At 42.0% G+C, this 19,432-nt stretch carries 19 protein-coding genes; 14 read left to right on the top strand and 5 right to left on the bottom strand.

The window, feature by feature from the left end; genetic code table 11:
* The first annotated feature begins 129 nt into the window (after positions 1-129).
* Both I8752_RS09210 and I8752_RS09205 read left to right on the top strand, forming a co-directional pair.
* Complete coding sequence (locus I8752_RS09210) at positions 130-1,215, top strand: DUF4350 domain-containing protein (RefSeq protein WP_214432011.1); 1,086 nt, start codon at positions 130-132, stop codon at positions 1,213-1,215.
* Positions 1,216-1,290: 75 nt separating this feature from the next.
* Positions 1,291-2,241, top strand: coding sequence for an AAA family ATPase (locus I8752_RS09205; protein WP_214432009.1), 951 nt, complete (start codon positions 1,291-1,293; stop codon positions 2,239-2,241).
* Here I8752_RS09205 and I8752_RS09200 read toward each other — a convergent pair.
* Positions 2,216-2,464, bottom strand: a complete 249-nt coding sequence (locus I8752_RS09200; protein ID WP_214432008.1) for a hypothetical protein — start codon at positions 2,462-2,464, stop codon at positions 2,216-2,218. The two genes, I8752_RS09205 and I8752_RS09200, sit on opposite strands and share 26 nt — an antisense overlap.
* A 107-nt stretch (positions 2,465-2,571) precedes the next feature.
* Between I8752_RS09200 and I8752_RS09195 the strand changes: the two genes are divergently transcribed.
* Positions 2,572-3,300 (top strand): AIM24 family protein, encoded by a 729-nt coding sequence (locus I8752_RS09195; protein WP_214432007.1) that lies wholly within the window; start codon positions 2,572-2,574, stop codon positions 3,298-3,300.
* Between the two features lie 121 nt (positions 3,301-3,421).
* A complete protein-coding gene (locus I8752_RS09190) occupies positions 3,422-4,747 on the top strand; it encodes a DUF58 domain-containing protein (protein WP_214432006.1) in 1,326 nt (441 codons plus the stop codon).
* A 175-nt stretch (positions 4,748-4,922) separates the two neighbouring features.
* Here I8752_RS09190 and I8752_RS09185 read toward each other — a convergent pair whose 3' ends face one another.
* The gene (locus I8752_RS09185; RefSeq protein ID WP_214432005.1) at positions 4,923-5,684 is read right to left on the bottom strand and encodes a Uma2 family endonuclease; all 762 of its coding nucleotides are present in this window, start codon (positions 5,682-5,684) and stop codon (positions 4,923-4,925) included.
* A 338-nt stretch (positions 5,685-6,022) separates the two neighbouring features.
* Between I8752_RS09185 and I8752_RS09180 the strand changes: the two genes are divergently transcribed.
* The 10 genes from I8752_RS09180 to I8752_RS09135 all read left to right on the top strand — a co-directional run bounded on the left by I8752_RS09180 (position 6,023) and on the right by I8752_RS09135 (position 16,991).
* On the top strand, positions 6,023-9,643 hold the full coding sequence (locus I8752_RS09180; protein WP_214432004.1) for a HEAT repeat domain-containing protein: 3,621 nt from the start codon (positions 6,023-6,025) through the stop codon (positions 9,641-9,643).
* Between the two features lie 78 nt (positions 9,644-9,721).
* Positions 9,722-9,967, top strand: a complete 246-nt coding sequence (locus tag I8752_RS09175) for a DUF6887 family protein (protein ID WP_214432003.1) — start codon at positions 9,722-9,724, stop codon at positions 9,965-9,967.
* Positions 9,968-10,020: 53 nt separating this feature from the next.
* A complete protein-coding gene (locus I8752_RS09170) occupies positions 10,021-10,215 on the top strand; it encodes a type II toxin-antitoxin system HicA family toxin (protein ID WP_225895539.1) in 195 nt (64 codons plus the stop codon).
* Positions 10,212-10,436, top strand: a complete 225-nt coding sequence (locus I8752_RS09165) for a type II toxin-antitoxin system HicB family antitoxin (RefSeq protein ID WP_214432002.1) — start codon at positions 10,212-10,214, stop codon at positions 10,434-10,436. Before I8752_RS09170 ends, I8752_RS09165 begins: the two co-directional genes overlap by 4 nt.
* 21 nt (positions 10,437-10,457) lie before the next feature.
* Positions 10,458-10,712, top strand: coding sequence for a hypothetical protein (locus I8752_RS09160; protein ID WP_214432001.1), 255 nt, complete (start codon positions 10,458-10,460; stop codon positions 10,710-10,712).
* Positions 10,713-10,721: 9 nt separating this feature from the next.
* On the top strand, positions 10,722-11,165 hold the full coding sequence (locus I8752_RS09155; RefSeq protein WP_214432000.1) for an HNH endonuclease: 444 nt from the start codon (positions 10,722-10,724) through the stop codon (positions 11,163-11,165).
* A 91-nt stretch (positions 11,166-11,256) separates the two neighbouring features.
* Positions 11,257-11,733 (top strand): hypothetical protein, encoded by a 477-nt coding sequence (locus I8752_RS09150; RefSeq protein ID WP_214431999.1) that lies wholly within the window; start codon positions 11,257-11,259, stop codon positions 11,731-11,733.
* 871 nt (positions 11,734-12,604) lie between these two features.
* Positions 12,605-15,373, top strand: a complete 2,769-nt coding sequence (locus I8752_RS09145) for a M16 family metallopeptidase (protein ID WP_214431998.1) — start codon at positions 12,605-12,607, stop codon at positions 15,371-15,373.
* Positions 15,374-15,484: 111 nt separating this feature from the next.
* Positions 15,485-16,276: a hypothetical protein gene (locus tag I8752_RS09140; protein ID WP_214431997.1), complete on the top strand. Its 792-nt coding sequence runs from the start codon at positions 15,485-15,487 to the stop codon at positions 16,274-16,276.
* An 88-nt stretch (positions 16,277-16,364) separates the two neighbouring features.
* Positions 16,365-16,991 (top strand): arsinothricin resistance N-acetyltransferase ArsN1 family B, encoded by a 627-nt coding sequence (locus I8752_RS09135; RefSeq protein ID WP_214431996.1) that lies wholly within the window; start codon positions 16,365-16,367, stop codon positions 16,989-16,991.
* A 122-nt stretch (positions 16,992-17,113) separates the two neighbouring features.
* Here the strand turns inward: I8752_RS09135 and I8752_RS09130 are convergent, their stop codons facing one another.
* The 3 genes from I8752_RS09130 to I8752_RS09120 form a co-directional block, all read right to left on the bottom strand.
* Positions 17,114-17,983: a thermonuclease family protein gene (locus tag I8752_RS09130; RefSeq protein WP_214431995.1), complete on the bottom strand. Its 870-nt coding sequence runs from the start codon at positions 17,981-17,983 to the stop codon at positions 17,114-17,116.
* 248 nt (positions 17,984-18,231) lie between these two features.
* The gene (locus tag I8752_RS09125) at positions 18,232-18,555 is read right to left on the bottom strand and encodes a DUF6464 family protein (RefSeq protein ID WP_214431994.1); all 324 of its coding nucleotides are present in this window, start codon (positions 18,553-18,555) and stop codon (positions 18,232-18,234) included.
* A 279-nt stretch (positions 18,556-18,834) separates the two neighbouring features.
* Complete coding sequence (locus I8752_RS09120; RefSeq protein ID WP_225895538.1) at positions 18,835-19,356, bottom strand: hypothetical protein; 522 nt, start codon at positions 19,354-19,356, stop codon at positions 18,835-18,837.
* Positions 19,357-19,432: the final 76 nt, after the last annotated feature.

Raw genomic sequence — 19,432 nt, 5'->3', positions numbered from 1 at the left:
GAGACAGGGGGGAGATGGGGGAGATGGGGAGGTAAGAATAACAACTGACAACTGACAACTGACAACTGTACAGACGCGATGAATCGCGTCTCTCCTAACTCAGCACTCAGCACTCAGCACTTAGTTAGTATGAAACGCTCAAACCGCATTGTTTGGATAGGAGCGATCGCTTTAGGGGTGATAATCTTACTTACCTTGATAGCGGCTCCCAATAATAGCAAAATTAGTAATGGCTCTACTTATAATCGCGCTCCCAATGGGTATGGTGCTTGGTATGCTTTTATGCAACAGCAAGGAACTACTATCCAGCGCTGGCAAAAGCCTTTGAGCAATCTTAAGACAGAAAGCCCAGTGACTCTTTTGCAGGTATACAGTATTCTCAGAGAACCCGTGCTGGATTATCAAGAGCGCAAATGGGTAGAAAAAGGTAACACTTTGGTGATTTTGGGTGCAAACCAGCAGGTAACGGCAGCAGATTTTAGCACTATGCAAAAATCGCCCTTTGGCGATGTCAAAATTGAGACGCGAAGACGCGATGCAAAAGCCAAGCCGCAACAAGTTTCTTTAGGCGATCGCTTTGGTGCTGTAGTCTGGGAAGAAAAATACAATAAAGGAAAAGCGATTTTTTCTACGACTCGCTATCTGGCTGCCAATGCCTACCAAGATAATTTAAGTAATTTCAAATATCTTGCCAATTTAGTCACTAATAAAAATAAATCTGTATTTGTGGATGAGTATATTCACGGCTACAAAGATGCTGATATCAGACAAAGTGAAGGTCAAGGTGACTTACTCAGCTATTTTGCAAAAACTCCTGTATTACCCATACTGGTGCAAGTAGGTGTTTTGCTATTAGTGCTAATTTGGGCGCAAAATCGCCGTTTTGGGAAACCAGTAGCTTTAGAAACGCCAGTTGTAGATAATAGCCAAGCATATATTCAAGCTTTGGCAGGTGTGTTGCAAAAAGCTGAATCTAGCGACTTTGTTGTAGAGATGGTGGGTAAAGAAGAACAGTTACAATTGCAAAAAGCTTTGGGATTGGGACAAATACCCCTAGAACGCCAAACTCTAGTGAACCGTTGGGTAGAGAAAACAGGCGCAAGTGCAGCAGAATTAGAAGCGGTATTAAAGTTACAATCTCGAAAACGCCGCATGAGCGAACGAGAGCTGTTAAGCTGGTTGGGGAAATGGCAAGTTGTGCGGCGACAATTGTAATTTCACGCAAAGATGCCTAAGATAACAAGTATCTTTTAACATCTTGGCAATTGTGCGTGAGATGAGAAACAAAATATGAGCGAAACCCATTCTGTCTTTCTTCACCTCGGTCAGAGACTCAACCAAATCATAGTCGGACAATCCAACCTGATACAACAGTTTTTGGTAGCTTTGTTAGCAGGGGGACATGTAATCTTGGAAGGAGTACCGGGAACTGGTAAAACACTTTTGGTAAAAGTGTTAGCGCAGTTAATCCAAGCTGATTTTCGCCGAATTCAATTAACGCCAGATGTTTTACCCTCAGATATTACTGGTACAAATATTTTTGATTTGAATAGCCGCAGTTTTACTTTGAAAAAAGGGCCTGTATTTACCGAGGTGCTGTTGGCAGACGAAATTAACCGCACTCCCCCCAAGACACAAGCGGCGCTGTTGGAAGCGATGGAAGAAGCGCAGGTAACTTTGGATGGTGAAAGTTTGCCTTTGCCAGATTTATTTTGGGTGACTGCAACACAAAACCCTTTGGAATTTGAGGGTACTTATCCTTTACCAGAGGCGCAGTTAGATAGATTTTTATTCAAGCTAGTAGTAGATTACCCCGATCGCGCTGCTGAAAAACAAATGTTACTCAATCGTCAAGCCGGATTTGCCGCCAGACGCGTAGATATTAGCAATCTTAAACCAGCGGCAACCGTAGCTGAAATTTTGCAGGCACGGCAAGCAGTCAAAGAAGTTAAAGTATCTGAAGCGATCGTTGACTATCTTTTAGCGTTGATCGGAACATCGCGTCAATCTCCCGATTTAACTTTGGGTGCATCACCTCGTGCTGCTGGCGCTTGGTTGCAGACATCTCAAGCAGCAGCATGGTTAGCTGGTAGAGATTTTGTTACCCCAGATGATATTAAAACTGTGGCATCACCGCTATTACGTCATCGCCTGATTCTCAAACCAGAAGCGATGCTAGATGGTTTACAAATTGATGCGGTAATTGCGTCGGTAATTAATCAAGTGCCAGTGCCAAGATAGTGCTGAGTGCTGAGTGCTGAGTGCTGAGTGCTGAGGAGCCACTGCGGTCTTGGGGTCTCCCCAAGTGGAGCAAGTGGCGTTGCTGAGTTAGTAGAGACGCGATGTCAGTCGCTACAACGGGGGAAACCCCTTTCGGGTTCGGGAGTGACGCTCCTAACGTCGCTAACGCAATCGACGCAAAGCGCCAAGACTGCGACCCCCTCACCGCAATGCGCTGGCTCATTAATCGCGTCTGTGTTAAAGCTACAAACATGTGAGTTAAATCTCGGCATTGTCAGTTGAGAGTTTATTATTTATACTCAACTAATTTAAGCATACAGGGTCAAATTCATGGAACACAAAGTTAATATTTTGGAACCAACAGATTTATGGTATTTACAAAATAATATCAACAAAGATACTAATAAATTTTATCACCCTACAAAAAATATTCCTTTTGTGCAGCAAGTTGAAATTAAGCTAGAAAATTCTGGAGTTGTAATTCAAAAAGGTTCGTTACACAGTTGTGTTGGCAAATTAACTTATGATGTTTATAAAACTGATAACCGTTTGAAAGATATCTGGGTATCTCTGAGTACAGAGGTAGATTTCAATGCTCCTGTTTATCGGGGAAACGGTACAGTTTACCTCGAACCAAGACATAAAGGAAACTTTTTATATTACACACCTATTGAACTATTTGAACAAGAGCAATGGGAATTTGATGATGGTGTATTCCAGTTTTGTTCTGATAATGTAGTTCTAGGTACTAAACGATTAAAATTTAAACAAGCTGCTGGTTCTAATGATGGTAGGTGGAGAATTGCTCTATCAGCTTTAAAAGGACAAAAAGCTCAAGTGGTAATAGCGACAATTGCACCAACTAAAATTATTGAATTAAAGCACGGTGAAATTTTAATTGCTGATTATGACATGGTGAAAGGATTTACAAAAGGTATTGAAGAAGATTACCGAAAGTTAGGTCATTTTGGTAAAGGTGGTGGAGAAGGTTATGTTTGGTTTTATAAAGGCGAAGGTAAATTACTAGTATCTGAAAGTGAGGGTTTAAATCTCGGATAAAAACCGGATTAATTTTAAAATAGATGTGGAGAAATAGGGAGCGATCGCCTATTTCCTACAGACTATATTCCTGTAAAGTTGATTGACTCAATAAAACCGCACAATCAAAGGCAGTTAATCTATGGTTCCCGCTAGAAGAGTTTATTTATTATTAGTGTTGGGAATAGCGATCGCACCCATCTTATGTTTCTTTTTGAGCATTCCGGCAAGCATCGCTGTCATCTTGCTATTTGATATCCTTGTTTTGGGATTGATGATTGTAGATGGGTTGCGATCGCGGACTCTGCGCGTAGAAATTCAGCGGGAGTTACCGCCGCGCTTGTCGATTGGGCGGGATAATCCGGTTCTGTTAACGGTAAAATCGCCAAAGTCTCAGGCTGTCATTCAAATCCGCGACTACTACCCAGCAGAATTTGGCGTATCTGCAACCACACTCCAAACCACCGTAGCCAGCAACAGTACCCAAGAATTGACGTACACCGTCAACCCAACCCAACGAGGACAATTTCCTTGGGGGAATATTCAGGTGCGACAGTTAGGGCGTTGGGGATTCGCTTGGGATGATTGGCAGATTCCCCAAAGTCTGCCAGTAAAGGTTTATCCAGATTTATTAGGGTTGCGATCGCTTTCAATTAAATTGACACTGCAATCATCTGGTTCGATTCGTAAAGTTCGCCAAATGGGTATCGGTACGGAGTTTGCAGAGTTACGGAACTACCGTACTGGTGACGATTTGCGGTTTATTGATTGGAAAGCTACCGCCCGTCGAGTAGGTGCATACAGCAATACACCGCCATTAGTAAGGGTTTTGGAACCAGAACAGGAACAAACATTACTGATTTTGCTCGATCGCGGACGGTTGATGACTGCAAAGGTGCAAGGTTTGCAGCGATTTGACTGGGGAATGAATGCAACTTTATCATTAGCCTTGGCGGGGTTACATCGGGGCGATCGCGTCGGTGTAGGTGTATTCGACCGCCAAATGCATACATGGATTGCGCCAGAACGCGGTCAATCTCACCTCAGTCAGCTAATAGATCGCTTGACTCCGATACAACCAGTATTGCTGGAATCTGATTATTTGGGGGCTGTGACAAGTGTTGTACAGCGACAAACTCGGCGGGCGCTTGTGGTAGTGATTACAGATTTAGTTGATGTCACCGCCTCCACTGAACTGCTGGCGGCACTTTCCAAGCTAGCACCGCGCTATCTGCCGTTTTGCGTGACTCTTCGAGATCCCCAAGTCGATCGCTTGGCGCATACCTTCACCGAAAATGTCACAGAGACTTACGGACGGGCTGTTGCTTTAGATTTATTAGCACAGCGGCAAGTTGCTTTTGCCCAGTTAAAGCAAAAAGGTGTGTTAGTACTAGATGCACCAGCAAATCAAATTACAGACCAGTTAGTTGAGCGATATTTACAACTAAAAGCGCGAAATCAATTGTAATGCGATCGAGAATTATTAATAGAGCAATACAGTTCAGTTAAGCCCCAAATCCTCATGTAGAGACGCGATTCATCGCGTCTGAAACACCAATTTTCTACGCCTCATAATTCAAAATTCTCCGCGTCCCCGCGTCCCCGCGTCAGCCCTAATTATAAGCATTCATCCGAAGATAATATTAGGCGATCGCATCAGGGTCAACACCTAACTCCCGTAACTTAGCTGCTAATATATCAGCGCGTTGACGTTCTTGTTCGGCACGTTGGCGTTCCTGTTCGGCACGCTGGCGTTCTTGTTGTGCTTGTTCGCTCCACAATAAATTTCCTTCTCTATCCCACCATCGCAGCCAATTCGTTGTTTGGCACAGTCTTTCACCTTGCCAAATGCCAAGAAACAACTCTAACTCAGGAATCCAGTAACGTCCGTTTGCATCTGCTTGCGCCAAAGTATATTGTCCATTTTGCAAGCACCGTACTTCTAAACTGGGTTCGTAGGGGTCGTAAGTCACATAAGTTGGAACCTGGAGAATCCGTTCATAAAAATAGAGTTTACCGTAAGGTGGAGTCGAACGTACTGATAGTTCTCCACCTTCCGTATCTGATAGAAATTCCATCACCACAGCCACAGCAGCACCTTCTAAATTTGGGGTATAACTGCGGCGAATTACATCGGCGGCTACAGGTTGGACTTGAGGCACGTAAAACCAATCAGGCGCTTTGACAACGATTTTTTTATTTACTGTAGCTACCAGTCCAAAATTAGAGCCAATTAGCATCTGAGGTTGGATGCGTCCTGAACTCCCCAAAGCATCGGTAAGCGCCGCAGCGAGAGAAGGTTGCTGAATATTTTCCACTGGGTCGTCAGGTAAAATGTAATCGGCTGGAAGTGCTTCCCAAGTAACAACTGGTTCTTTTTGGATGGGATTAACTTGTAGAACCATAAAACTACTCCTAATCTCAATTCCAAGTTATCAATTATCAGGTCTGTCTAACATAATCTATCTAGCTTCGAGACGAATGGCGCTAAGTTAAATGTTGAGACTGACGCAAAGAGGCACAGAAACGTTGACGCGGAGATATTTTTGAATGAATTTTCCCCGCGTCCCCCCGTCTCCGTGTCCCCGCGTCGGCTTATCTTAGCGCCATTCAGGTTCGAGACTTTTTCTTGTGTCTACGTATTATCTCGTATTTCCCTGACTTTAAATTATCGTGAAATCGGAAATACTTGCTGAAGCTGGTGTATATACTCGTAGTCAAACTCTCAACAGAAGCGAGTATTATGCTGGACTGGCTAGCTATTTGGGGTGTAACTCAGGCCGCTGGGTTGATTTTTAAACCTATTCTGGAAGACTTAGCCAAAGATGCTGCTAAAGATTGGGCTAAAGATTTATTAAAAGGTATCCCTGGCAATATTTTAGAGAAACTTAAGAAAGAAGATATAGAAATCGCTGCTGGTAAAGCATTAAAAGAATTTTTACAACTGGTGCAGGAAGATTTAAAAGGTGGAGAACTTTCTGAAGATGAAATCAAAAACTATACGCAACCGATAAAGCAATTTCTCAAAAATCAAGAAGTCAAAGAAATTTTGGGAAATGCCTTTAAAGATAATAATCCAGGTATAGATACTAATAGATTACAAGAAATTTGGGATAAAATTAATGTTTCAAATCCGTTACCAGATGATTTTAACTGGAAGCGGGTTGCGAAGAAATATCTGCAAAAGGTTAAAGAGATTATTCAAGGAATTCCTGAACTCAGAGATATTCTAAATTTCCAAAATCTGGATAAAATCAAAGATATCTTAGAAGGTAAGGCTGAAAGAATTACCACATTTGATTTAGTCAAATATCAAGAAGGAATTCTTGAGTGCTACGGCAATCTTAAATTGGATAGCTTAGATATTAACGGCTATGCCTATAACGAACTGAAATTATGGCGGATTTTTACTGCTCAAAATGTCCGGGAAACTCATCAAGTCTTACCGCAAGTTCACGAACTGCCTAAAGAACATCTCAGACGGCTGCAAGAAAGCGACCAAGTAGAAGCAGAAATTGAATTAGCAGAATTAGAACGCCACAAACGGGTTTATTTTGAACAGCCGATCCGTTCAGTTTTAGATGTTGTCAATAAAAAACAAGATTATAAATATCTTGTGATTTTGGGCGATCCTGGTTCTGGGAAGTCTACATTGTTGCAATATCTGGCTTTGAATTGGGCACAGTCACCACTGGATAATGTTATATCTTTACCAATTCCCTTGCTAATTGAATTACGCACTTATATGCGGCGACGGGAAGATAAAGAGTGCAATAATTTCCTCGAATTCTTTCATCAATGTAGTGGTGCAATTCATCATCTCAATCAACTGGAACTAGATAAACAATTAAAAGCTGGTAATGCTTTGGTGATGTTTGATGGTTTAGATGAGGTGTTTGACCCTGGGAAGCGAGAGGATGTAATTACTGATATTCATCGCTTTACTAATGACTATCCTGATGTCCAGGTAATTGTTACATCTCGGATTATTGGCTATAAACCCCAACGCTTGCTTAATGCTGAGTTTCGCCACTTTATTTTACAAGATTTAGACTCAGAACAAATTCAGGATTTTATCAACCGTTGGCATGAGTTAACTTTTACCGATGCAGTAGATAAAGTGAGAAAACGGGAACGGCTAAAAAGAGGAATTGCAGCTTCCAAATCTATTGCAGAATTGGCGGGAAATCCTCTGCTGTTGACGATGATGGCAATTCTTAATCGGAATCAAGAGCTACCAAGAGATAGAGCTACACTTTACGATCAAGCATCGCGAGTACTGCTACATCAATGGGATGTGGAACGCGCTTTGACAGAAGATCCAAGGTTAGACCCCAAGACAATTGATTATAAAGATAAGCAAGCGATGCTGCGTCAGGTTGCTTATCTTATGCAAACTGGTGAGAAGGGTTTAGCAGGTAATTTGATTAATGAAAATGATTTAGTCAAAGTTCTGACAGATTATCTCAAAACTATAGAATTTGAGAAACCCAGAGAAGTTGCAAAGGTGATGATTAATCAACTGCGGACTCGCAACTTTATGTTATGTTTCCTGGGTGCAAATTATTATGCTTTTGTGCATCGGACATTTTTAGAATATTTCTGTGCTTGGGAGTTTGTCTGGCAGTTTAAAGAAACGCAAACCCTGACTATTGAGGAACTGAAGAATGAAGTTTTTGGCAAACACTGGCAAGATGAAAGTTGGCATGAAGTTTTGCTGCTAATTGTAGGAATGATTGAGCCTAAATTTGTTGGGGAGATTCTTGATTATTTAATGGCGCAAGATGGCGAAGAGAAAAAGTTTGTCAATCTCTTTTTAGCGGCTAAGTGTCTTGTAGAGGTGAGAAATCGCTCGGCGATCGCGTCAACGGCTACGAAATTATTTGACAAGCTCAAAGATTTAATTAAATATGACCTTTGGTACTATTACGACCCCCAGCTGTATAGAGAAGAAACTCAGCTAGTTAAAAAAATTCGCACTCAAGCAGTCACAGCAATTGCAATGACCTGGCGAGAATCTCCCGACACCAAAACCTGGCTAAAAGAATGTGCTAGCCAGGATAATGACAACGATGTGCGACGTGCAGCAGTCCAGGAATTAGCCAAGAACTTCAAAGATCACCCCGACACCAAACCCTTTCTTAAAGAACACGCTACCCAGGATGATAATGAATATGTGCGACGTGCAGCAGTCCAAGAATTAGTGAAGAATTTCAAAGATGACCCCGACACCAAATCTATCCTGAAAGAATGTGCTACCCAAGATGATAACGAAGATGTGCGATACGTAGCCGTTGAAGAATTAATCAATAACTTCAAAAATGACCCTGACATAAAATCCTTCCTCAAAGAACGCATGACCCAAGATGATTATGAGTTACTCCGATATCTAGCAGTCCAGGAATTAGCGAAGAACTTCAAAGATGACCCTGATATAAAATGCTTCCTCAAAAAACGCGCTACTCAAGATGATAGTGAAGATGTACGACAAGCATTAGTCGAAGAATTAGCGAAGAACTTCAAAGATGACGCTGACATAAAATTCTTACTTACAGAACACGCTATCCAAGATGATAACAAAGATGTGCAACATACAGCAGTTCAAGAATTAGCAAATAATTTCAAAGATGACCTCGATACTAAATCCTTTCTCAAAGAACGTGCTACCCAGAATGATAACATTTTCATGCGATATGTAGCAGTCAAAGAATTAGTGAATAACTTCAAAGATGATCCTGACACCAAATCCTTCCTTAAAGAACGCGCTACTCAGGATAATCAGTGGAATGTGCGATGTGCAGTAGTCAAAGAATTAGCGAAGAACTTCAAAGATGACCCCAACACCAAAACCTGGCTCAAAAAATGCGCTACCCAGGACGATCACCCAGATGTGCGACGTACAGCAGTCAAAGAAGTAGCGAAGAACTTCAAAGATGACCCCGACACTAAATCCTTCCTCAAAGAACACGCTACCCAGGACGATCACCCAGATGTGCGACGTACAGCAGTCAAAGAATTAGCGAAGAACTTCAAAGATGACCCCGACACCAAATCCTTCCTCAAAGAACACGCTACCCAGTATGATCGCCAAGATATGAGACGTGCAGCAGTCCAACAATTAGCTAAACACTTTAAATATCAGCTTGAGTTGTTTGACATCTACCACAACTGCACTGTTAATGACCCCTTTGAGCGCAAGGAAGAGCATGAAACCAATCCTCGGCGCATTGCACTGGAGATAATTATTAAGCAATTTCCTCAGCATGACCAGACTTTACCACTGTTGCGCGATCGCGCCGAGAATGACCCAGATGAGGAAGTGCGGAAATTTGCTCAGAAGAAGTTAAAGCAGTGGGAAGGGTAAATGTAAGCTGATTTACTATTCACAGTTGAAACCGCAAAAGAAAGGCTTACTATTATCATGGAAACTGGAGGTTTTTTAATGAAACCGAACTTTGAAACACTGACTAACAAAGAACTAATAGCTTACGCACTTGCACACCGGGAAGATGTAGAGCCTTTGCGTGTTTTGTATAGCCGTCGCACTCCTGATTCAGAAGCAACATGGTACGGGCCAATGGTAGCTGAAGATGGTACGCCAATAGAAGAAAATATTCGTATTGCAGAAGAAGCAATTAGACAACGCATTGAGCAAGCAAATAAAAGCAAGCAAGATTCTCAAAGTTAAGAATAAAAACGCAAGCTGAGGCTATATCCAAGAAAATCAAATAACTCAAAAGCTTGTTACTGCAAGCAGGGTTTACTTATAAACCTGCAAAGGGTAGTCACAGTAAATGGATACATCCGCTATTAGCTCAAGCTATCATCATCGCTGGCAAAGATGGTAGCGATGCCAAACCTTATTTAGAAAAGCAAGTCAATGAAGCACTTGCAGAATTAAAGAAAATAGAAGAAGGGGAGGAGACACAAGAATGAAATACACAATTATTATTCAATGGTCAGAAGAAGACCAATGTTATACAGTGTTGCTGCCTGAGTTTACGAATGTAATGCAGCCTTGCACTCACGGCGATACTTACGAAGAAGCTCTGAAAAATGCTCAGGAAGTGCTAAAACTTCTAATTGAGACAGCATTGGAAAGTGGTGAATCTCTACCAGAGCCTCAAACTTTAGGAAAGTCATTAAACGTAGCATAATTGAATTAAACAGGTAAATTTATGACTACATCTGTAAATACAACCAAAGTCTACGACGAAATTGTTGACTTTATTGCTGCTGGAACCACTCCCCAAAGCGTGATTAATTTTAAACTTTCAGATGCAGCCAAAGAACGCTTAGAGTATTTGGTTTACCAACACAAAATAGGACAAATAACACCAGAAGATAAAAGCGAATTAGACCGTTTCCTCACGCTAGAACATATTATGACCTTAGCAAAAGCAAAAGCTCATCAGCACATTAGCGCGGAGTAAATCTTTAAAGTGTTTAGTCCTTACATTAGTGTAGAACTGCGGCGTTTAGTTGCCTCTCGCGCTGGTCATATATGCGAATATTGTCTCGTCGCTGAAGCAGATAGATCGTCGGGTTGTCAAGTTGACCACATAATCAGCGTGAAACACGGCGGCTCAACAACAGCAGATAATCTCTGTTATGCCTGTATTTTCTGTAACCTGCAAAAAGGAACTGATTTAGGGTCAATTAATTGGCAGACTGGAGAACTTGTAAGATTTTTCAACCCACGCCGAGACTTTTGGGGAGAGCATTTTCGCTTAGATGAGGCTGTGATTCAACCACAGACAGATATTGGAGAAGTAACAGCACGTATTTTAGATTTTAACAGTGATGAAAGGGTTATTGAACGCCAAGCTTTGATAGCATCAAGTCAGTATCCATCGGCATCGGCACTAAAACGCATCAATAAGTAGAGTCATTGTGTGCGATCGCATCTACCTCTGGGAATTCTATACTTAGCAACTATTGCTACTTTACCATTAGAATACCCACGGTAATTATCCAATGGCTTATCAAAATATTACAGGCACGCTTTCAGCAGCAGATATCCAAGAAATCAAAGCAGCGCTACAGACAGTTCAACAAAAAATGCCGTTTTTAGTTACCCTCAGCACCGAAGAACGGCGTAAGTTAGTCAAAATGGGCGATAAAAGTCTAGCTTTTGTTAACAATAGCGTCACTGCTGCTCAGTCTAACCGCGAGATTCTCCCAGCCAGTTTTAATGTTGAGGAATTAGTCCGCGATTACCAATTAGCTAGCACGCTCACCGAACTTTTAACCTTAATCAAGCAACTTAACGAACAAGTAGATGATACCCTTTTGGCTGTCGGTAGTGAAGCGATGACCGGCAGTTTGACAGTTTATGACTACGTTAAGACAGCTGCTAAGAAAACTCCAGGCTTAAAAACTCTCGCCGACCAATTAGGCGAACGCTTTAAAGCTATTAAAGGTAGACCAACTAAAGCCGCATCCAGTTCTTGAGAAATTTTTACTTGTGAATGAGTATCTGAACTGCATTAATCGTATCATGTTTGGATGAATGCTTATAATTAGGGCTGACGCAGAGACACGGAGACACGGGGACGCGGAGAATTTTGAATTATAAGTAATTAGCGAACTTGATATCACTCTCAGATACTCATTAATCAGTCTTGGAGCTTCATTAAAGAGTCTTTGATACTCATTAAAGAGTCTTGGAACTCCATTAAAGAGTCTTTGAGCTTCATTAATGAGTCTTAGAACTCCATTAAAGAGTCTTCGAGCCTCATTAATGAGTATTCGCTACTCCATTAATGAGTGTTGGAACTCCATTAAAGAGTCTTTGATACTCATTAATGAGTGTTAGAACTCCATTAAAGAGTCTTCGAGCCTCATTAAAGAGTCTTGGAACCCCATTAGACATCTCCAATAATTAATTCTGCGTCGCCCGAAATCCAGTAGGGGCGAACGGCCGTACTCTACGAAAACCTAAGAGCGAACGCCCTCACATCATTTCTGGAGATGTCTAAAGCTTAGGACAGTACTTATTACCAGAAACTAGGCAAGCATTAGATTTATACTCAGCACTCAGCACTCAGCACTCAGCACTTTGCTATCTTAGTGTTTCTAGCTTCACGGGAACTTGAGACATAACTTCAGCTTCAATAGTTAACGGTCTATATAAAGGTGTAGGTGCAAAGAGGCTTATCGTTAGACATCGCTCATTCCAGAAATCGGTGGGAAAATCTATTTAGCGATGCGTTGGGCGAAGCCTTTGCCGCAGGCATCGCATCGTGCCTCTAATTCAGTTAAAATTGCAATTTTGAATTACCTGGCAGAATTTTGTTTTATAATTCTAGGTTTTAAATTGCTTATGAAGCTACGCTCATACATGCTTATAGGGTTTTTCCTCAGCCTCCTCCTTGGTGTAGTGCCGTTTTCGGGTGACTTCACCAACGCGGTAACACCAACAACAGCACCTGTCTCTGCTCTCTCACTCACCAAAGGGGTGCAGAAAACAGTGTTAGACAACGGCTTAACAGTTTTGACTAAAGAAGTCCACACAGCACCAGTGGTGAGCGTGCAGGTTTGGTATAAAGTCGGCTCGCGTAACGAGATTAAGGGAGAGAATGGGATTTCTCACCAGCTAGAACACTTGATGTTTAAAGGCACTAATGACCGTCCAGTACAGTTTGGACGGTTATTTAGTGCATTGGGCAGTCAATTTAATGCCTTTACTAGCTATGACGAAACAGCTTACTTTGGTACAGTGCAGCGAGACAAACTCGAACCACTGCTTACCTTAGAAGCCGACCGCATGGAAAACGCCTTAGTTGGAGCGGAGCAACTGACGAGTGAAAAGCGGGTGGTGATCTCCGAGTTGCAAGGGTATGAAAATTCACCAAGCTATCGTTTAGATCGGGCGGTGATGCGAGAAGTATTCCCCAAACGAGCCTATGGCTTACCTGTGGGAGGCACAAAGGCAGATGTGGAAAAATTTACCGTGGAGCAGGTACGGAATTATTACCAAACCTACTACAGTCCAGAAAATGCGACTTTGATCGTTACGGGGGATTTTGCCACAGAACCCGTACTGAAGGTTGTCAAACAAACTTTTGGCAAGCTAGCAAAACGCCCTAAGACTGCTACTAGAAACACTAATACCGTAGCTACTCCTACTGCTGAGGCGAAAAAAGCTCCCATCGTCCTCAAGCAACCAGGAAGTGCAGCACTATTACAAGCTGTGTATCCTCTGCCAAACATCAAACATCCTGATGTCCCGGCAATTGATGTCATGGATGCTATTTTAACGGGCGGACGCAGTTCTAGGTTGTACCAAGCTTTGGTGGAATCTGGACTCGCTAGTTCAGTGAATGGCAGTGCAGCCGAACTTGTGGAACCGGGTTGGTATGACATTAGTGCTACAGCAGCCCCAGGTCAAGAGTTACCAAAAATTGCTCAAGTACTCCAGCAATCTTTGGCAAAACTGCAACAGCAACCAGTCACCCCAGAAGAATTAAACCGCGCGAAGACACAACTGCAAGCTTCCTTTGTACTGGGCAATCAAGATATTACCTCTCAAGCAAGTCAGTTGGGGTATAACCAAACTGTGGCGGGAGATTATCATTTTATCGAACAATATTTAGCAGCGATCGCTAAAGTCACTGCCGCCGATGTGCAAAAAGTTGCCAAAACGTACCTCAATCCTGCCAAACAAACTATCGGCTTCTTTGAGCCGACCCAACCAGATGGTAAACCAGGAACTTCCGGTGCTACTTCTGGGCGGACTATGGAGAACTTCAGCCCTGGTAAGCCTGTAGACCCCGCAGAACTGGCCAAATATCTGCCAACTGCTACATCAGCTACAGATTCCACCAAACAATCGTTACCAGAACAGTTCGCCCTAGCCAATGGCTTGCAGGTGCTACTGCTACCCGACCACAGCGTTCCTACTATTAACCTCAGCGGGCAAATTGATGCTGGCAGTGAATTTGATGGCAATCAAAAAGCTGGATTAGCAAACCTGACTGCGGCCAACTTAATTAATGGAACGCAGACTAAAAATGCTCTCACCATAGCCAAAACCTTAGAAGACCGGGGAGCAGGTCTCGGCTTTAGTGCTGGCCGCGAGGGAGTTAGCGTTAGCGGTGAGGGGCTATCAACCAACTTGCCGATATTAATTCAAACTCTCGCAGATGTAGTGCAAAATGCTACTTTCCCAGCAGACCAGCTAGAACTAAGCCGTCAGCGGGCGTTAACAAGTCTCAAAGTTCAGTTAGATGACCCCAGCGGACTGGGACGGCAAGTATTCCAGCAAGCAATTTACCCAGCAAATCATCCGTTCCACAGTTTCCCCACAGCTGAGAGCTTAAAGAGTATAACTCGTGATGATTTACTTCGCTTCTATAAAGAACACTACCGACCAGATACCACAACGATCGCATTAGTCGGTGACTTTGAACCAGCTAAGGTCAAAGACTTGCTGAATCAAGCCTTTGGCAAATGGCAAGCCACGGGTAAGCCACCTGTGCTGAAGTTGCCAACAGTACCATTACCGCAGACTTTGACACGCCTCAATAAAGTGATTCCTGGCAAGGCAGAAGCTGTTACCTACATTGGCTACAACGGGATTTCTCGTAAAGACCCGCGTTATTATGCAGCCCTGATACTGAACCAGATTTTAGGCGGTGATACCTTATCTAGCCGTTTGGGTACTGAGGTGCGCGATCGCCTAGGTCTGACCTATGGTATTTACAGTGCATTTGCCGCCGGAATTAATCCCGGCCCGTTCTTGATTCAAATGCAGACTGCTCCTGGGGATGCTCAAAAAGCGATCGCCAGTGCTGTGGCTTTACTCAAACAGTTGCGCGAGCAAGGAGTCACAGAAGCGGAATTAAATGCCGCCAAACGCTCAATTACTAACAGCTACCCTGTGGATTTAGCTAATCCTAGTGATGTATCTAGTATCATCTTGAGTAATGCTGTTCTGGGACTTTCACGAGCAGAAATCCGAGAGTTTCCTCAGCGCATTCAGGCAGTTAGTATGGCTCAAGTAAAGCAGGCAATTGAAGATTTAATTCAGCCGGAGAATGTGGTCATTGTCACCGCCGGGCCAGGAGATACTACACCTAAAGGTAGTTAATTTTTTGATGCCAAGTCGCAAAGACGCTAGCATATTCTGTAGCGTCTTTGCTTAAGATTCTTAAGTAGCCCGGATGAAATAATACGGGCTATATTTTTTGATTATCTAAAATTGGGTAGCGAACAAATTATGGAATTATACCTTCTCAATTATTCTGATGATAGATTCAAGCGTAAGGGCGGAATATACAGGCAAAATCAATTAAATTTAAATAAAACTGCTAGAGAACAAGGGATTTACAATATTGTTTCTTGGGAAGCTAAAGACCTGCTGCAAACAGATTTTTATGCCAAGCATAAAGAATACTTAGATAAACCGTCTGGCCAGAATGGTCATGCTTTTAAAGCATATATTATTTCAGAACTTCTTAATAAAATTGCATATGGAGATATCCTATTTTACTATGATTGTGGAACTTGGGGCATTAGGCAATCTGTGCAACCATTAATAGATTTATGTATTAGTAATAATGGTACTGTTTTCCATCAAGTTAGGTTTAAAAACTCACATTGGACTAAAAGAGATGCCTTTGTTTATATGGATTGCGACGAACCAAAATATCACGAAGCTAGACAAATCCAAACCACATGGATGTTACTGCAAAAAAATGATTTCACCCTCAAATTTGTCTGGGATTGGTTGCAATATAATTTAGATGAAAGAATCGCTTCACAAGAATTACCAAATACTTGCGGTTTACCAAATTTACCTGGATTCCAAAAACATCGAGATGACCAATCTATCGTCACTAACTTAGTCATCAAGTACGGAATAAAGACTTTTGAATTTGGTGATAAAGATGTCAATACTTTTATTAACTTATTAAAAACTCCTGAGCTTCTACGGCAACCTAAGCATTTGATGTATAAGCTGAGAAATCGTTTATCAAAACAATGGCAGTAATAGCAATCCGCTTTGATTTATGAAATTATTTACATGGTGAAGAAACAGCTTTATTATTTAGTTGGTTTGGGAGAAGGCAAGTATTGCAATGAAGCCAGTAATCAGACTAGTCAATGAAAACGATGCTCTACAAATGCTGGAAATTTATGCGCCAATTGTCCGGGAAACGGCAATTTCTTTTGAAGTAGAACCACCCAGTAAAACAGAGTTCCAAGGGCGTATCAACAGCTATCAACAGCAGATACCCTGGCTAGTTTGCGAAATTAATCAAGAAGTTGTAGGTTACGCATACGCTAACCCTTACCGTACCCGTGCTGCTTATCAATGGTCTGTGGAATCATCTGTGTACGTCAGTGCTAATTATCGCAGAAAAGGGATTGCTAGAGCCTTGTATACTTCTTTGTTTAAATTGCTGCGACTGCAAGGATTTTATAACGTTGTCGCCGCGATCGCTTTACCCAATCAACCAAGCGTGGCTGTACATGAATCTGTCGGTTTTTCACCTGTAGGTGTCTTGCGTCGAGTTGGGTATAAATTTGGTCAGTGGCATGATATAGGTTTTTGGCAATTATCTTTACAACCAGAGTCATGTTATTCGATTGATGGCGATATGAGCGCACAATTTGTAAATCCACCTGTTTCTCTGGCAGAAATACAAAAATCACCTCTTTGGAATGAAGCTTTAACGAGTGGATTGTTGCTGCTTCGAGTTTAACTAATGCAACTTTTAAAACATCAAATAAACTTGCGGCGTACTTAAGAGTCCTGAGTCAGAGTCAAGGCTAATTGCCCAGAACTCCCGACTCAACATTCATTATTCGAGACTGTTTCGCTGAATTATTTTTCCAGAAAAACCAAATCTTCCGGCTGAGAAGTTAGTTTGATATTCTGCCCCTCGACTTTAACTACAAAATCAAATCCTGTAACATGACCTTCTGGAAGAATGATTAAGCGATCGCCCAGAGATTTAAGGTACTCAACAAACTTTTCTATAGATATGCTGCCATCATTAATCGCTAAATAACCGAGAAGTCGGCGAAATAGTTTAGGCAGGATAACAACGTTATCAGTAATGGTTTCTAAATCTTCCAAGACAAAACCATCATTAGTTTTATCTAATGCCCACAAACCTTTTTTTTCCTTGCGGACTTTTTCAGTAACAAGAATTAATTCTTTACGGATGTCGGGATATAACTTGGAATAAAAGGTAGGATAAACTAAGCCTTTAGCTAAGAGATGGTAGTTCGCGCTCTTTTTTAGTAAAGATTTATCCAAATAAATACTGCTGCCATCCTCTACATCTGAATTGCCTTTAAAGGCAAAAGCTACACTCCTGCCATAAGTATCTGCAAATTTTGTGAGGATGAAACCAGGTATTGCTTCTGGTTCCGCCGCAGTCACGACTTCATTGGCATTACGAGTAATTTTTTTAAATCCTAAAAATTTTAGCAACTCACTAGCAGCACTATGAGCCAATTCCAGTGGTTGGTGTTGCACCCCTATACTATCTCCCCTGGGATTGAAGTGAGTTTCTAAAGCATCAATACTATCTAAGCGTAACTGTGCGCCTCCTGCACGGTTAGTAACAACTCGTGTTGGTAATAATTTCTCCCATAGCTGAGGGTTGTTAGGATAGAAGCGAATAGAATCGCCATCAGGAGCAGCTTTGATGATTCTAAAGTTGCCCTGAATCGAGGTCATTGTCATTTTTCTAACTCCTTACTTTTGTTAATAAATATCGCTATATACATAAAACTTACGCACAATCTAAGAATTCTTAGCGTTCTTGGTGAGTCACTTGCTGTCTTGGCGCGTGCGAAGGGTGGCAAAGTGACGTTCGCGTAGCGTCTACCCTTGGGAGAAGGAGCGTCACCTGAAGGGCAGTTCGATAAATTTAGCTTTTCGGCAATTTTTGCGTAAGTCCTAAAACTTTAATATTCAGGGATTAAGAATTTTTAAGCCTTATATTCTTTACTAACTAATTTTTTTGATTCGTAGTGACGGCAACCCTGACAAGGGCCGCTGGGGTTGACAGCACAGCGGATATAACCAGATTGGGCATTAAATTTACAACTAATATCGCCAATTAGATAGCCTACCCCTTCTAAATAATAGCGATCGCCTTCAATAGGTCGAATTTGCTGTACCCTTACCCCTGATAAATTCATGGCTGCTTGCCTCATCCGCAAACGTGTCCGCAAGTGAGTTTTACGGATCGTCCACAGCGAAAACAGGAACGGTAAAAAACCAATGGCAATTACCAAAAGTGGCTTGAACACCTTTTTTACCTCTTTTATACGCTGATTGCTCTTGTCTAATGTTGCACTCTCGTTTTTTGAAGAGTGCAACACATAGGACAGTTGCGCCTTTTTGCTTCCGAAAGCAACTTTTCCCACTCATAATCAACTTGAGAGAGTTGTTGCAAATTATCAGGCGTGTGGCATCTGGTAACTTTCAAAAAGAAGTACCAGCTTCCACTTCTCAGCATAACTGTTACAGCTTATAACGTGGGCTGTCGTTGAATTTTGATAATTTTAAGATTTGTTGATTAGCGTCCTTTAGAAAAAGCCAGTTGTGTCAGTATCAACCGTATTCTTGTTTTTTCTATGTCGCTGCGAAGCCAATCTTTTTGTTTTAGTTTGTTGGCGAAGTTTCTGTGCTAATAGTGCAGCTTCTCTTTCTGCTCGAAATAAATCGACTTTCCGTGTCGTCAAGACAAAAGACTCATCTGGTTTTTGTCTCACCCAAGGAACGCTCACTGTCAAATACTTACAAATGCTTTTGTATGCTTTACCATTCCCTTGCAGACAGCTTCTTTGACTGTTGAGCTTACTGGCTATTGCTTTCAACTCCAATATCGTAGCTTCTAACTCCGCTGCCATCTGATTAATACGTTGTGCTTGCGCGACTAAACGCTCCCAATCACCAACGATGTTTTCTTGTTGTGGTTGCAGTGGCACTATTGCATTAGTCACGGTTGTAGGTTGTGACAGGGAAAACGGAAGCGAAATGTGATGTTTGTAACTGCGATCGATTTCTCTCATAGTTTCTCTTGCAAAGCTACTGAGTTTGTAAAGCATTTTAGCAGCAAAATAGTACATATGTACCAAAATAGCATAAGCCTGTAACTCAAAAACCTAGCTCTGCTTGAGATTT

It is taken from the genome of Dendronalium phyllosphericum CENA369, from assembly GCF_016056275.1.
In the GTDB taxonomy this organism is placed as follows: domain Bacteria; phylum Cyanobacteriota; class Cyanobacteriia; order Cyanobacteriales; family Nostocaceae; genus Dendronalium; species Dendronalium phyllosphericum.
Note: the sequence above shows the minus strand (reverse complement) of the source record. Positions and strands in the feature narration are given on the sequence as shown.

Excerpts from the sequence above, each read along its gene's own strand:
- I8752_RS09150 (WP_214431999.1), top strand. The coding sequence starts at position 11,257 with ATGGCTTATCAAAATATTACAGGCACGCTTTCAGCAGCAGATATCCAA.
- I8752_RS09130 (WP_214431995.1), bottom strand. The coding sequence starts at position 17,983 with ATGACAATGACCTCGATTCAGGGCAACTTTAGAATCATCAAAGCTGCT.
- I8752_RS09180 (WP_214432004.1), top strand. The coding sequence starts at position 6,023 with ATGCTGGACTGGCTAGCTATTTGGGGTGTAACTCAGGCCGCTGGGTTG.
- I8752_RS09195 (WP_214432007.1), top strand. The coding sequence starts at position 2,572 with ATGGAACACAAAGTTAATATTTTGGAACCAACAGATTTATGGTATTTA.
- I8752_RS09200 (WP_214432008.1), bottom strand. The coding sequence starts at position 2,464 with ATGAGCCAGCGCATTGCGGTGAGGGGGTCGCAGTCTTGGCGCTTTGCG.
- I8752_RS09190 (WP_214432006.1), top strand. The coding sequence starts at position 3,422 with ATGGTTCCCGCTAGAAGAGTTTATTTATTATTAGTGTTGGGAATAGCG.
- I8752_RS09120 (WP_225895538.1), bottom strand. The coding sequence starts at position 19,356 with ATGCTTTACAAACTCAGTAGCTTTGCAAGAGAAACTATGAGAGAAATC.
- I8752_RS09185 (WP_214432005.1), bottom strand. The coding sequence starts at position 5,684 with ATGGTTCTACAAGTTAATCCCATCCAAAAAGAACCAGTTGTTACTTGG.
- I8752_RS09145 (WP_214431998.1), top strand. The coding sequence starts at position 12,605 with ATGAAGCTACGCTCATACATGCTTATAGGGTTTTTCCTCAGCCTCCTC.
- I8752_RS09210 (WP_214432011.1), top strand. The coding sequence starts at position 130 with ATGAAACGCTCAAACCGCATTGTTTGGATAGGAGCGATCGCTTTAGGG.
- I8752_RS09175 (WP_214432003.1), top strand. The coding sequence starts at position 9,722 with ATGAAACCGAACTTTGAAACACTGACTAACAAAGAACTAATAGCTTAC.
- I8752_RS09165 (WP_214432002.1), top strand. The coding sequence starts at position 10,212 with ATGAAATACACAATTATTATTCAATGGTCAGAAGAAGACCAATGTTAT.
- I8752_RS09205 (WP_214432009.1), top strand. The coding sequence starts at position 1,291 with ATGAGCGAAACCCATTCTGTCTTTCTTCACCTCGGTCAGAGACTCAAC.
- I8752_RS09135 (WP_214431996.1), top strand. The coding sequence starts at position 16,365 with ATGAAGCCAGTAATCAGACTAGTCAATGAAAACGATGCTCTACAAATG.
- I8752_RS09160 (WP_214432001.1), top strand. The coding sequence starts at position 10,458 with ATGACTACATCTGTAAATACAACCAAAGTCTACGACGAAATTGTTGAC.